At 56.7% G+C, this 12868-nt stretch carries 10 protein-coding genes; 9 read left to right on the plus strand and 1 reads right to left on the minus strand.

The window, feature by feature from the left end; translation table 11 throughout:
- Nucleotides 1-92: 92 nt before the first annotated feature.
- The 9 genes from sapA (at nt 93) to pdeR (ending at nt 11898) form a co-directional block, all read left to right on the plus strand.
- A complete protein-coding gene (sapA, locus tag HMPREF0201_RS10740; protein ID WP_016536663.1) occupies nt 93-1730 on the plus strand; it encodes an ABC transporter substrate-binding protein SapA in 1638 nt (545 codons plus the stop codon).
- Nucleotides 1730-2695, plus strand: a complete 966-nt coding sequence (gene sapB / locus HMPREF0201_RS10745) for a putrescine export ABC transporter permease SapB (RefSeq protein ID WP_016536664.1) — start codon at nt 1730-1732, stop codon at nt 2693-2695. The genes sapA and sapB overlap by 1 nt, the downstream gene beginning before the upstream one ends.
- A complete protein-coding gene (gene sapC / locus HMPREF0201_RS10750) occupies nt 2682-3572 on the plus strand; it encodes a putrescine export ABC transporter permease SapC (protein WP_016536665.1) in 891 nt (296 codons plus the stop codon). Before sapB ends, sapC begins: the two co-directional genes overlap by 14 nt.
- A complete protein-coding gene (sapD, locus tag HMPREF0201_RS10755; protein WP_016536666.1) occupies nt 3572-4564 on the plus strand; it encodes a putrescine export ABC transporter ATP-binding protein SapD in 993 nt (330 codons plus the stop codon). Before sapC ends, sapD begins: the two co-directional genes overlap by 1 nt.
- A complete protein-coding gene (gene sapF, locus HMPREF0201_RS10760; RefSeq protein ID WP_016536667.1) occupies nt 4564-5370 on the plus strand; it encodes a putrescine export ABC transporter ATP-binding protein SapF in 807 nt (268 codons plus the stop codon). The genes sapD and sapF overlap by 1 nt, the downstream gene beginning before the upstream one ends.
- 142 nt (nt 5371-5512) lie before the next feature.
- Nucleotides 5513-6304 (plus strand): enoyl-ACP reductase FabI, encoded by a 792-nt coding sequence (fabI, locus tag HMPREF0201_RS10765; RefSeq protein ID WP_016536668.1) that lies wholly within the window; start codon nt 5513-5515, stop codon nt 6302-6304.
- 211 nt (nt 6305-6515) lie between these two features.
- Nucleotides 6516-7691 carry a CMD domain-containing protein gene (locus HMPREF0201_RS10770; RefSeq protein WP_016536670.1) on the plus strand — a complete coding sequence of 392 codons (1176 nt, stop codon included), beginning with the start codon at nt 6516-6518 and terminating at the stop codon, nt 7689-7691.
- 85 nt (nt 7692-7776) lie between these two features.
- On the plus strand, nt 7777-9711 hold the full coding sequence (locus HMPREF0201_RS10775; RefSeq protein ID WP_016536671.1) for an exoribonuclease II: 1935 nt from the start codon (nt 7777-7779) through the stop codon (nt 9709-9711).
- A gap of 195 nt (nt 9712-9906) precedes the next feature.
- Nucleotides 9907-11898 carry a cyclic di-GMP phosphodiesterase gene (pdeR, locus tag HMPREF0201_RS10780; RefSeq protein WP_016536673.1) on the plus strand — a complete coding sequence of 664 codons (1992 nt, stop codon included), beginning with the start codon at nt 9907-9909 and terminating at the stop codon, nt 11896-11898.
- Here the strand turns inward: pdeR and HMPREF0201_RS10785 are convergent.
- Nucleotides 11895-12764 carry a crotonase/enoyl-CoA hydratase family protein gene (locus HMPREF0201_RS10785; protein WP_016536674.1) on the minus strand — a complete coding sequence of 290 codons (870 nt, stop codon included), beginning with the start codon at nt 12762-12764 and terminating at the stop codon, nt 11895-11897. The genes pdeR and HMPREF0201_RS10785 overlap by 4 nt on opposite strands.
- Nucleotides 12765-12868 lie beyond the last annotated feature (104 nt).

Raw genomic sequence — 12868 nt, forward strand, 5'->3', positions numbered from 1 at the left:
GCGCAGAAAATTGCCGATCGTCACCAGTAATTTTGGGGACAAGGCAAGAGTGCGATACACTTTGCCTATCACCTGAGATAACTCAAAAACTTATGCGCGGAATGCTCTCCACCCTGTTACTGGGTTTATGCTGCCTGAGCGGCGCGGCGCGTGCCGCAACGCCTGCTGAAAAGCCGGCAGATATTCGCCGGAGCGGGTTCGTTTATTGCGTCAACGGGCAGGTCAACACCTTTAACCCGCAGATGACCAGCGGCGGCCTGACTGTAGATACGCTGGCAGCTCAGCTTTATGACCGCCTGCTCGACGTAGACCCTTATACTTACCGGCTGGTGCCGGAGCTGGCGGAAAGCTGGGAAGTGCTGGATAACGGCGCAACCTACCGCTTCCACCTGCGCCGCAACGTCCAGTTCCAGACAACGGCCTGGTTCAAGCCCACTCGCCCGCTGGACGCCGACGATGTGGTGTTCACTTTCGAGCGCATCTTCGACCGCAACCACCCGTGGCACAACGTTAACGGCGGCAGTTATCCCTATTTCGACAGCCTGCAATTCCCGGAAACGGTAAAAAGCGTGCGCAAGCTGGATGACAACACCGTCGAGTTTCGTCTCAACAAACCAGATGCATCCTTCCTCTGGCACCTGGCGACGCATTATGCGTCCGTAATGTCCGCCGAATACGCCGCGCAGTTGAGCAAAGCCGACCGCCAGGAGTTGATGGATCGCCAGCCTGTCGGCACCGGCCCATTCCTGCTTAGCGAATATCGCGCCGGGCAATACATTCGCCTTGCACGTAATCAGCACTTCTGGCGCGGCGTACCGCTGATGCCGCAGGTAGTGGTTGACCTCGGCTCCGGCGGCACGGGCCGCCTGTCCAAATTGCTGACCGGCGAGTGCGACGTGCTGGCCTGGCCTGCCGCAAGCCAGCTGACTATTTTACGTGACGATCCGCGCCTGCGTCTGACGCTCCGCCCCGGGATGAACATTGCCTATCTGGCGTTCAATACCAACAAAACGCCGCTCAACAATCCCGCCGTTCGCCACGCGCTGGCGCTGGCCATTAATAACCAGCGTCTGATGCAGTCGATTTATTACGGCACGGCAGAAACCGCGGCTTCTATTCTGCCGCGTGCTTCATGGGCCTATGACAACGACGCAAAAATTACCGAGTACAACCCGGCGAAAGCCCGCCAGCAGCTTCAGGCGCTGGGGGTCAATAATCTTGAACTGCGCCTGTGGGTGCCGACCAGTTCCCAGGCCTGGAACCCAAGCCCGCTTAAGACAGCGGAGTTGATTCAGGCCGATATGGCGCAAATTGGGGTAAAAGTGATTATCGTCCCGATGGAAGGCCGCTTCCAGGAGGCCAGGCTGATGGACATGAACCACGACCTGACCCTGGCAGGCTGGGCCACGGACAGTAACGACCCGGACAGTTTCTTCCGCCCGATGCTGAGCTGCGCCGCTATTGGCTCCCAGACTAACTACGCCCGCTGGTGTAATCCGCACTTCGACAGCGTGCTGCAAAAAGCCCTCGCATCACAACAGCTGGCCGCCCGCATCGAAGCCTACAACGAAGCACAGGATATTCTCTCCGAGGAGCTGCCGGTACTGCCGCTCGCTTCATCCCTGCGCCTTCAGGCTTACCGCTATGACATGAAGGGTCTGGTGCTTAGCCCGTTCGGCAATGCTTCTTTTGCCGGGGTGTCGCGGGAAAATGTTGAGGTGAAAAAATAATGATAATTTTTACCTTACGCCGCCTGCTATTGCTGCTGATCACCCTGGTTTTCCTGGCGCTGGTCGGCTTTAGCCTCAACTACTTTACCCCCCACGCCCCGCTACAGGGTGCCTCGCTATGGAATGCCTGGGTATTCTGGTGCGAGAGCCTGCTGCACTGGGATTTTGGCGTCTCAAGTATTAACGGCCAGTCGATTAACGAGCAGCTGCGAGACGTGTTCCCGGCCACCATGGAACTGTGCATTCTGGCCTTTGGCTTCGCGCTGCTGATCGGCATTCCGGTGGGAATGCTGGCCGGCGTCATGCGCAATAAATGGCAGGATAAACTGATCAGCGCCCTGGCGCTGGTGGGCTTCTCCATCCCCGTATTCTGGCTGGCGCTGCTGCTGACGCTGTTCTTCTCCCTGACGCTCGGCTGGTTCCCTGTTTCCGGGCGTTTTGACCTGCTGTACGAGGTGAAATCCGTCACCGGTTTTGCGTTAGTGGATGCCTGGCTCTCCGACTCCCCTTACCGCAGCGAAATGATCGTCAGCGCCATACGTCATATGGTGCTCCCGGTCGCGGTGCTGGCCGTGGCGCCGACCACCGAAGTCATTCGCCTGATGCGCCTGAGCACAATTGAAGTGTTCGACCAGAACTATGTGAAAGCTGCCGCCACGCGCGGGCTCTCTCGCTTTACTATTCTGCATCGCCACGTTTTGCATAATGCATTGCCGCCGGTTATTCCGCGTCTTGGCCTGCAATTTTCAACCATGCTGACGCTGGCGATGATCACCGAAGTGGTGTTTAGCTGGCCGGGCCTTGGCCGCTGGCTGATCAACGCCATTCGCCAGCAGGACTATTCGGCGATTTCTGCCGGGGTGATGGTAATCGGCTCGCTGGTAATTATTGTTAACGTGATTTCCGACATTCTGGGCGCTATGGCCAACCCACTGAAGCATAAGGAATGGTATGCCTTACGATAGCGTCTACCGCGAGAAGCGGCCGCCCAGTACGCTGCGCCTGACGTGGCGTAAATTCTATGGTGATACTACCGCGATGATTGGCCTTTACGGCTGCGGCGGCCTGGTGCTGCTGTGTCTGTTCGGCGGCCTGTTCGCACCTTATCAAATCGATCAGCAATTCCTCGGCTATCAGTTGCTGCCGCCTTCATGGTCGCGCTATGGAGAGGTTTCGTTTTTCCTCGGCACCGATGATCTTGGTCGCGATGTGCTTAGCCGCCTGCTAAGCGGTGCAGCACCGACCGTCGGCGGCGCTTTTATGGTCACGCTGGCCGCTACGCTTTTCGGCATCGTGCTCGGCGTGATTGCCGGGGCGACTCACGGGCTGCGCTCTGCGGCGCTCAACCATATTCTCGACACCCTGCTCTCTATTCCTTCGCTGCTGCTGGCGATTATCGTGGTGGCCTTCGCTGGCCCAAGCCTCAGCCACGCGATGTTTGCCGTCTGGCTGGCCCTGCTGCCGCGTATGGTGCGCTCGGTGTACAGCGCGGTGCATGACGAGCTGGAGAAAGAGTACGTGGTGGCCGCCCGCCTCGACGGCGCTTCTACCCTCAATATTTTATGGTTTGCGATAATGCCGAACATCACCGCAACGCTGGTGACGGAAATTACGCGAGCGCTCTCTATGGCGATTCTCGATATTGCCGCCCTCGGCTTTCTCGATCTCGGCGCACAGCTGCCCTCGCCTGAGTGGGGCTCGATGCTCGGGGATGCGCTGGAGCTGATTTATGTTGCGCCCTGGACGGTGATGCTGCCCGGCGCGGCCATTATGATAAGCGTACTGCTTATCAACCTGCTGGGCGACGGCCTGCGCCGCGCAATTAATGCGGGGGTGCAATAATGCCATTACTTGATATCCGTAATTTGACCATCGAGTTCATGACTTCAGAAGGCTGGGTGAAAGCGGTAGATCGCGTCAGCATGACGCTGACGGAAGGCGAGATTCGTGGCCTGGTCGGTGAGTCCGGCTCGGGCAAAAGCCTGATAGCCAAAGCGATTTGCGGCGTGACCAAAGACAACTGGCGCGTAACCGCCGACCGCATGCGCTTCGACGACATCGACTTGCTGCGCCTCTCCTCCCGCGAACGCCGCAGGCTGGTGGGCCATAACGTATCGATGATTTTCCAGGAGCCGCAGTCCTGTCTCGACCCTTCGGAAAAAATCGGCCGTCAACTTACCCAAAATATCCCCGGCTGGACTTATAAAGGCCGCTGGTGGCAGCGTTTTGGCTGGCGTAAACGCCGCGCCATCGAGCTGCTACACCGCGTCGGGATCAAAGACCATAAAGACGCCCTGAGCAGCTATCCGTATGAGCTTACGGACGGCGAATGCCAGAAGGTGATGATTGCCATCGCGCTTGCCAACCAGCCGCGCCTGTTGATTGCGGACGAACCGACCAATGCCATGGAGCCGACCACGCAGTCGCAGATTTTCCGCCTGCTGACGCGCCTGAACCAGAACAACAACACCACGATTTTGCTTATCAGCCACGACCTGCAAATGCTCAGCCAGTGGGCCGACAAGATTAACGTGATGTACTGCGGGCAAACGGTGGAAAGCGCCAACAGCGAAGATCTGGTGACGACGCCGCACCATCCTTATACCCAGGCGCTGATCCGCGCTATCCCTGATTTTGGCAGCTCAATGCCGCATAAAAGCCGTCTGAACACTATGCCGGGCGCTATCCCGCTGCTGGAACAACTGCCGATGGGCTGCCGCCTTGGCCCGCGCTGCCCTTACGCCCAGCGCAAATGTATTGAAGCGCCGCGGCTTGAAGGGGTGAAAAATCATCTGTATGCCTGTCATTTCCCGCTGAATATGGAGAGTCAGTAATGGTCGAAACGCTGCTGGAAGTCCGCAATTTAAGTAAGACGTTTCGCTACCGCACCGGCCTGTTCCGGCGTCAGCATGTTGAGGCGGTAAAGCCGCTCAACTTTACGCTGCGCGAGAAGCAGACGCTGGCCATTATCGGCGAGAACGGTTCCGGTAAGTCCACGCTGGCGAAAATGCTGGCCGGAATGATAGAGCCGACCACCGGCGAACTGGTGATTGACGATCATCCGCTGCATTACGGCGATTACTCCTGGCGCAGTCAGCGTATACGCATGATATTTCAGGACCCCAGCACCTCGCTTAACCCGCGCCAGCGTATCTCACAGATTCTGGACTTTCCGCTGCGCCTGAATACCGAGCTGGAGCCGGAGCTGCGGCAAAAGCGCATTCTGGAAACCCTGCGTATGGTTGGGCTGCTGCCCGATCACGCCAGTTACTATCCGCATATGCTGGCGCCAGGGCAAAAACAGCGCCTTGGCCTGGCCCGCGCGCTGATCCTGCGACCGAAGGTGATTATCGCCGACGAGGCGCTGGCTTCGCTGGATATGTCGATGCGCTCCCAGCTGATCAACCTGATGCTGGAATTGCAGGAAAAACAAGGAATATCTTATATTTACGTCACGCAGCACATTGGCATGATGAAACACATCAGCGACCAGGTAATGGTGATGCATCAAGGTGAAGTGGTCGAGCGCGGCAGCACCGCCGATGTACTGGCCTCCCCGCTTCATGAACTGACTAAGCGGCTGATTGCCAGCCACTTTGGCGAGGCTTTAACCGCTGACGCCTGGCGTAAAGATCGTTAAACCCCACTTTTCCCACAGCGGGAAAGTGGTCGGATTAACGCTTACGTTAGACTCATGTTAGAATCGCCCGGTCTTAACGTCGGCCTGCCTGTTTTTTTCACCTGCTGGCCGCAACAACAATGACTATTAAGGATTAAAAGCTATGGGTTTTCTTACCGGTAAACGCATTCTGATCACTGGCGTCGCCAGTAAACTCTCCATTGCCTACGGTATCGCGCAGGCGATGCACCGCGAAGGTGCCGAGCTGGCCTTCACCTACCAGAACGAAAAGCTGAAAGGCCGTGTGGAAGGTTTTGCCGCCGATCTGGGTTCCAGCATCGTGCTGCCTTGCGATGTGGCTGAAGATGAGAGCATCGAAGCGCTGTTTACCGAACTGGCGAAGAGCTGGCCGAAATTTGACGGCTTCGTTCACTCCATCGGCTTCGCACCTGCCGACCAGCTGGATGGCGACTACGTGAACGCCGTGACCCGTGATGGCTTTAAAATTGCCCACGACATCAGCGCCTACAGCTTTGTAGCGATGGCAAAAGTTTGCCGTGAAATGCTGAACCCGGGTTCTGCCCTGCTGACTCTGTCCTACCTGGGCGCAGAACGTGCTATCCCTAACTACAACGTTATGGGCCTGGCAAAAGCTTCTCTGGAAGCTAACGTTCGCTACATGGCAAACGCTATGGGTCCTGAAGGCGTTCGCGTTAACGCTATCTCCGCTGGCCCAATCCGCACCCTGGCAGCTTCCGGTATCAAAGACTTCCGTAAAATGCTGGCCCACTGCGAAGCGGTTACCCCGATTCGCCGTACCGTTACCATCGAAGACGTAGGCAACTCCGCGGCCTTCCTGTGTTCCGACCTGTCTGCCGGTATCTCCGGTGAAGTGGTTCACGTTGACGGCGGCTTCAGCATCGCAGCAATGAACGAACTGGAACTGAAAGACTAATTTCGGTTCTTTAGCGGGGCGGGCTCAGGCTCGCTTCGCTATTTCCCCCTGCCTTCCTCCCCCGTTCCCGAATTTGTTATAGCTTTCCGATATTTATTATCACCGATCATTCTTTTGTCACCTCCCGAGCTTGCGCCAGGATAAAACAGCGAACCAGGCCCGGCATTCACGTTGTATCCGGGTCTGCAAACTTTTTGACCAAGGAACGACAATGGAACAACGCCGCTTTTCTGGTAAAAGCCACTGGTATCATGAAACCCAGTCCAGTCTGTGCCCGGCGGATGTACTGCCCTTAGTTCCCGAAGCGGCGCAGGTTGATGACCGCTTCCTGCTTGATTTAACGCCTTCTGAACAGCAATTAATCGTTGAGGCTCCGTGGCTTGACGCTGCCAGAGCCGCGGCCCATGTTCTGCTGCCCGACAGCATCGCCGTGACGCGCCTGCATACCCTGAGCAGCTATGACCGCCTGAGCACTGCTCTGACCGTCGCTCAGGTTTATGGCGTGCAGCGTCTTTGTAATCACTATGCCGCTCGTCTTGCCCCCCAGCCCGGCCCGGACTCCTCGCGTGAAAGCAATCGCCGCCTGACCCAAATAACCCAATTTGCCCGCCAGCTTGCCAGCCAGCCGACGCTGATTGATGACGTGGCGCTGGCCCAGCTCGATGAATGCGGGCTTTCGGTGGACGATATCGTCACCTTTACTCAGATTATCGGCTTCGTGGGCTTCCAGGCGCGCGCGATTGCAGTCTTGCAGGCTCAACAGGGCCTGCCCGTACGCTGGCTGCCGGGCCTGGACGGACTCCAGGATGCCGACCCTGCGCTGTTTGGCCCGGAGCCAGCCAGCTGGCAGCCGGGGCTGGCTCCGGTTGAATCGCGCTATGCCCGCCCGGAGCAACTGGAAATTTTAAGCATCAGCCAGCCTTTACGTGCGCTGCGGGATATTGCCTGGCTGCTGGCCCACGATGAACGCGCTTTGTCCTCGCTCAGCCAGCTAACGCGGCTGTTCTGGCAGATAACACCTCAGGTTTCACACGATTCACTGCTGGTCATCATGCTGACGTCGCGCATTAACGGCAGCCCCGCCTGCTTTAGCGATGCGGTAGCCGCATGGCAAGGCGATTCAGGCCTGCCGGACGCGATGCGCAACGGCGAACGCGCTCTGAACGCATGGAGTCATAATCACCCGCGTGAAAAAGCGATCATCCAGGCAGTCCAGTTGCTCACCCGGGCACCCGACAGGTTCAGCGCCGCCCAGCTTCAACCTTTGTATGAGCAAGGTTTTAGCGAACAGGAAGTGCTGAAATTGCTGGTGGGCGCCGGGCTTGCGGGCTGGATAAATCGGCTGAAAATTAGCCTCGGGAATACCGCTCAAACGCTGGCTCCCTGAGGCTTTCAGGCAATCAGCGCTTGCCGCAGGGTGTGGTTTCGCGTAAAACTGTCAGCCGCTCTTTTGGCCACGAAAACGAAACGATATGCTTCAGGATAACCCGCTGCTCGCGCAGCTAAAACAGCAACTGCATTCCCAGACTCCACGCGCTGAAGGTGTGGTAAAAGGTACTGAAAAAGGGTTCGGCTTCCTCGAAGTCGATGCCAATAAAAGTTACTTTATTCCGCCTCCGCAGATGAAAAAAGTGATGCATGGCGACCGTATCAGCGCCGTTATTCACAAAGATAAAGACCGCGAGTCTGCCGAGCCGGAAGAGCTTATCGAGCCTTTCCTGTCGCGTTTTGTTGGCCGCGTTCAGAAGAAAGACGATCGCCTGTCGATTGTGCCTGACCACCCGCTGTTAAGAGACGCCATTCCATGCCGCGCCGAGCGCAGCGTGACGCATGACTTCCAGAACGGCGACTGGGCGGTTGCGGAAATGCGCCGTCACCCGCTGAAAGGCGATCGCGGTTTTTACGCGGAGTTAACCCAATTTATTACCTTCGGGGACGATCATCTTGCGCCGTGGTGGGTGACACTGTCACGTCACAACCTCGAGCGTGAAGCGCCGGACGGCGTGGCGACCGAAATGCTTGACGAAGGCTTGGTGCGCGAGGATTTAACCGCGCTGGACTTTGTCACCATCGACAGCGCCAGCACCGAAGATATGGACGATGCGCTGTACGTTGAAGAGCTGGCCGACGGCAAGCTTCAACTGACCGTTGCCATCGCCGACCCGACGGCCTGGATTGCCGAAGGCAGCAAGCTGGACGGCATCGCCAAAGTGCGCGCTTTCACCAACTACCTGCCGGGCTTCAATATCCCGATGCTGCCGCGCGAACTGTCTGATGACCTGTGCTCATTGCGCGCCAACGTTACCCGCCCTGTTCTTGCCTGCCGCATGACCATCGAGCAGGACGGCGCAATCGGGGACAATATTCATTTCTTCGCCGCTAACATCGAGTCTAAAGCCAAACTTGTTTATGACGAAGTGTCCGACTGGCTTGAAGAAAAAGGCGACTGGAAGCCGCAGAGCGAAGAGATTGCTCAGCAAATCCGCCTGTTGCAGCGCATTTGCCTGGCCCGCGGCGAATGGCGCCACAACCATGCTCTGGTGTTCAAAGATCGCCCTGATTACCGCTTTATTCTCGGCGAAAAAGGCGAAGTGCTGGATATTGTGGCCGAGCCGCGCCGCATCGCCAACCGCATCGTTGAAGAGTCGATGATCGCCGCTAACGTTTGTGCCGCTATCGTGCTGCGCGAAAAACTTGGCTTCGGCGTTTATAACGTCCATACCGGCTTCGACCCGGCCAATACCGAACAGCTTGCGGCGATGCTGCAAACTCACGGTATCACCGTGGACGCGCAGGAAGTGCTGACCCTCGACGGCTTCTGCAAACTGCGTCGCGAACTAGATGCCCAGCCAACCGGCTTCCTCGACAGCCGCATTCGCCGCTACCAGTCATTCGCGGAAATCAGCACCGAGCCAGGCCCGCACTTTGGCCTCGGCCTGGAAGCCTACGCGACCTGGACTTCACCGATTCGTAAATTCGGCGATATGGTTAACCACCGCCTGCTGAAAGCGATTATCAAAGGCGAAAGCGCCACGCGCCCTGGCGAAGATACCACCGTACAGATGGCGGAACGCCGCCGCCTGAACCGCATGGCCGAACGTGACGTCGGCGACTGGCTCTATGCCCGCTTCCTGAACGCCAAAGCAGGCACCGATACCCGCTTTGCGGCGGAAATTATCGACGTCAGCCGCGGCGGCATGCGCGTACGCCTGGTGGAGAACGGTGCGGTTGCGTTTATCCCTGCGCCATTCATCCACGCGGTGCGTGATGAGCTGGTTTGCAGCCAGGAAAACGGCACCGTGCAAATTAAAGGCGAAGTGGCCTATAAAGTGACCGACGTTATCGATGTCACCATCGCAGAAGTGCGTATGGAAACTCGCAGCGTCATCGCTCGCCCTGCCGCCTGATAGCGCAGCAAAGCCAGCAAAACCGGGCCAGGTGCCCGGTTTTTTTATTTCTATAAATCCCGGCGGCTGTTTTTTGGTACATCCTCTGCAAAAACAATATCTTTTCTCTTTCACCTGGGCTTTAACATCGGCTTTCTGTTGCTACTATAAATAGTAGATTTAGGTGATTTTTTTCCCTGAGGCTCAGGAGTAAGAATGAAAGACGATTTGGAGCAGAACCTGCTTTATCGTTATCTGGGAACAACCAGCCCGTACTGGCGTTTGCCGGCGGACAGTAACGCTTTGCAGCTTTCGGCCAGCGAAGACGCCGACATCGGCCAGGTCGTGGCATTAGACTCGGCTCAGGCCGATGAAATTCGCCAAATGACGGTGATTACCTCCAGCCTGACCATGACGCTTTCGCTTTTTGGCATTGAGGTGCCGGTGCATATGGTTGGCCGCAAGGTTTCCAAACGCGAGTGGGCCGGCACGGCTTCCTCCTGGCATGATACCCACTCGGTCGCTCGCGATCTGGTGCAGGGCCTCTCTTTTGCAGAGCAGGTGGTTTCCGAAGCTAATTCGGTTATCGTCATCCTCGACAAACAGGGAAATATTCAGCGTTTCAACCGGTTGAGCGAAGAATACACCGGAATGAAAGAGCATGAAGTCATCGGTCAGAACGTCTTTAAATTATTTATGAGCCGCAGCGAAGCCGCCGCCTCGAAGCGTAATATCAGCGGTTTTTTTCGTAATGGCAGCTCTTACGAAGTGGAGCGTTGGGTAAAAACCCGCAAAGGGCAGCGCCTGTTTCTGTTCCGCAATAAATTCGTTCACAGCGGCAGCGGTAAAAATGAAATTTATCTTATCTGTTCGGGCACCGATATTACCGAAGAGCGCCGCGCTCAGGAGCGGCTGCGCGTGCTGGCAAATACCGACACTATCACCGGCCTGCCCAACCGCAACGCCATTTACGACCTGATAGCCGAAGCCATCGAAAATCGCGGGTCGGGCCAGGTTGGCATAGTTTATCTTGACCTGGATAACTTCAAAAAAGTGAACGATGCCTACGGGCATATGTTTGGCGACCAGCTGTTGCAGGCGGTTTCGCTCGCGATTTTAAGTTGCCTAGAAGAGGGCCAGGTGCTGGCACGTCTCGGCGGCGATGAATTTATCGTGCTGGCGACCAATACCTCTCAAGGCTCTCTTGAAGCCATGTCCTCCCGCATTTTGACCCGCCTCAGGGTGCCGTTCCGCATCGGGCTGATTGAGGTTTACAGCGGCTGTTCTCTGGGTATTTCGCTCGCCCCGCAGCACGGTGAGGAACGCGAGAGCCTGATCCGCAATGCCGACACCGCGATGTATACCGCTAAAGAGAGCGGCCGCGGCAAGTTTTGTGTGTTTTCGCCGGAAATGAACCAGCGCGTGTTTGAGTATTTATGGCTGGATACTAATTTGCGCAAGGCGCTCGATAAAGAGCAACTGGTGATTCACTACCAGCCGAAAATGACCTGGCGAGGCGAGGTGCGTAGCCTGGAGGCGCTGGTGCGCTGGCAGTCGCCGGAACGCGGCCTGATCCCGCCTCAGGGGTTTATCTCCTACGCGGAAGAGTCCGGGCTGATTGTGCCGCTCGGTCGCTGGGTGATGGTTAGCGTGGTGCAGCAGGTCGCGAAATGGCGCGATAAAGGTATTAACCTGCGCGTGGCGGTTAACGTTTCTGCCCGTCAGCTAGCGGACCAGACGATTTTTAGCGATCTTAAGCAGGCGCTTAAAGATCTTAATTTTGAATACTGCCCGATTGACGTGGAGCTTACCGAAAGCTGCCTGATTGAGAACGAAGAACTGGCGCTGTCGGTTATCAAGCAGTTCAGCCAGCTTGGCGCTCAGGTACATCTTGACGATTTTGGCACCGGCTACTCCTCGCTTTCCCAGCTTGCACGCTTCCCCATCGACGCCATTAAGCTCGACCAGTCTTTTGTGCGCGATGTTCACAAACATTCGGTTTCCCAGTCTCTGGTGCGGGCGATTGTGGCCGTGGCCCAGGCGTTGAACCTGCAGGTGATTGCGGAGGGCGTGGAGAATCAAAAAGAAGACGCCTTTCTTACCAAGAACGGCGTCAACGAACGGCAGGGATTTCTGTTTGCGAAACCAATGCCCGCGGCCGTATTCGAGCGTTGGTTTAAGCGCTATCAGGCGAGGACAAAGCGCTAACCGGCCTTACGCATCGCCGTCGAAGTGTGGCGGTTTTGCAACTGTACCAGGCGCTCCATGTAGGCGATGTCCTTGTCCTCAAGGCAGAATGCCGCATCCACCCAGTCTTCGGTGATATCCATCAGCTCCGAGCGCGGCAACTGCAACACCCGCTGGCGCGCTCGCAGCATCGCTCTCACGCCGTTTAATTTCGGCAGCAGGGTATCAATGAAGGTCCGTGTGGCGAGGTAGCCCTGTCCCGGCTCAAACAGCTGATCCACCAGCCCGTGCTGGTGATACCACTCCGCCGTATGTGACTCCCCTTTATAAATAAGCTCTTCCGCCAGCTTCATGCCGGAGCGGCGCGCCACCAGAGAATAAGCCCCCATGCCGGGAAACAGGTTAAACGCAATTTCCGGGAAGCCGAGCCTGGCGTCGCGCTGAGCCAGCAGAAAATGGTGCGCCAGGGCGGCTTCAAACCCGCCGCCGAGCGCACTGCCTTCTACCATGGCAAGGCTTATTGCTCCGGTATCAAATCCTCGAGACGCCGCATGAACGCAGTCAACGCAGGCCCTTGCGTAGGCGCGTAAAGCCTCGCGCCGCCCATTACGAATCGTTTCGACAAAAAAGCCTAAATCGCCGCCGGTGTTATACATCCCGGGGACCAGCGAACCGGTGACCCAGAAATCAACTTTAAATCCGGCCTTCTGGACGATATATCCCAGATTCATGATTTCCTCTATCAGGGCATGATTGAAACAGGGGCGCGGCCGTGAGCGCAGCATCATCCAGACGGTGCGTCGCTCTTCTTCGTAATATCCAGACAGTTGCGTAAAACGTGCAGTATCGGTAAATAACTTGCAGGTTGTTTGGTCAATAACTGTCATAGCCTTATCCTCATCAAATGAATGTGCGTTAATCGCAGGATCAGACTAATCCACGGCTGTAGTTTGATGAATGTGATGCGCTGATTAATAATTATTGCTTATAT

The sequence above is a fragment of the Cedecea davisae DSM 4568 genome (genome assembly GCF_000412335.2).
GTDB classification, from domain to species: Bacteria; Pseudomonadota; Gammaproteobacteria; order Enterobacterales; family Enterobacteriaceae; genus Cedecea; species Cedecea davisae.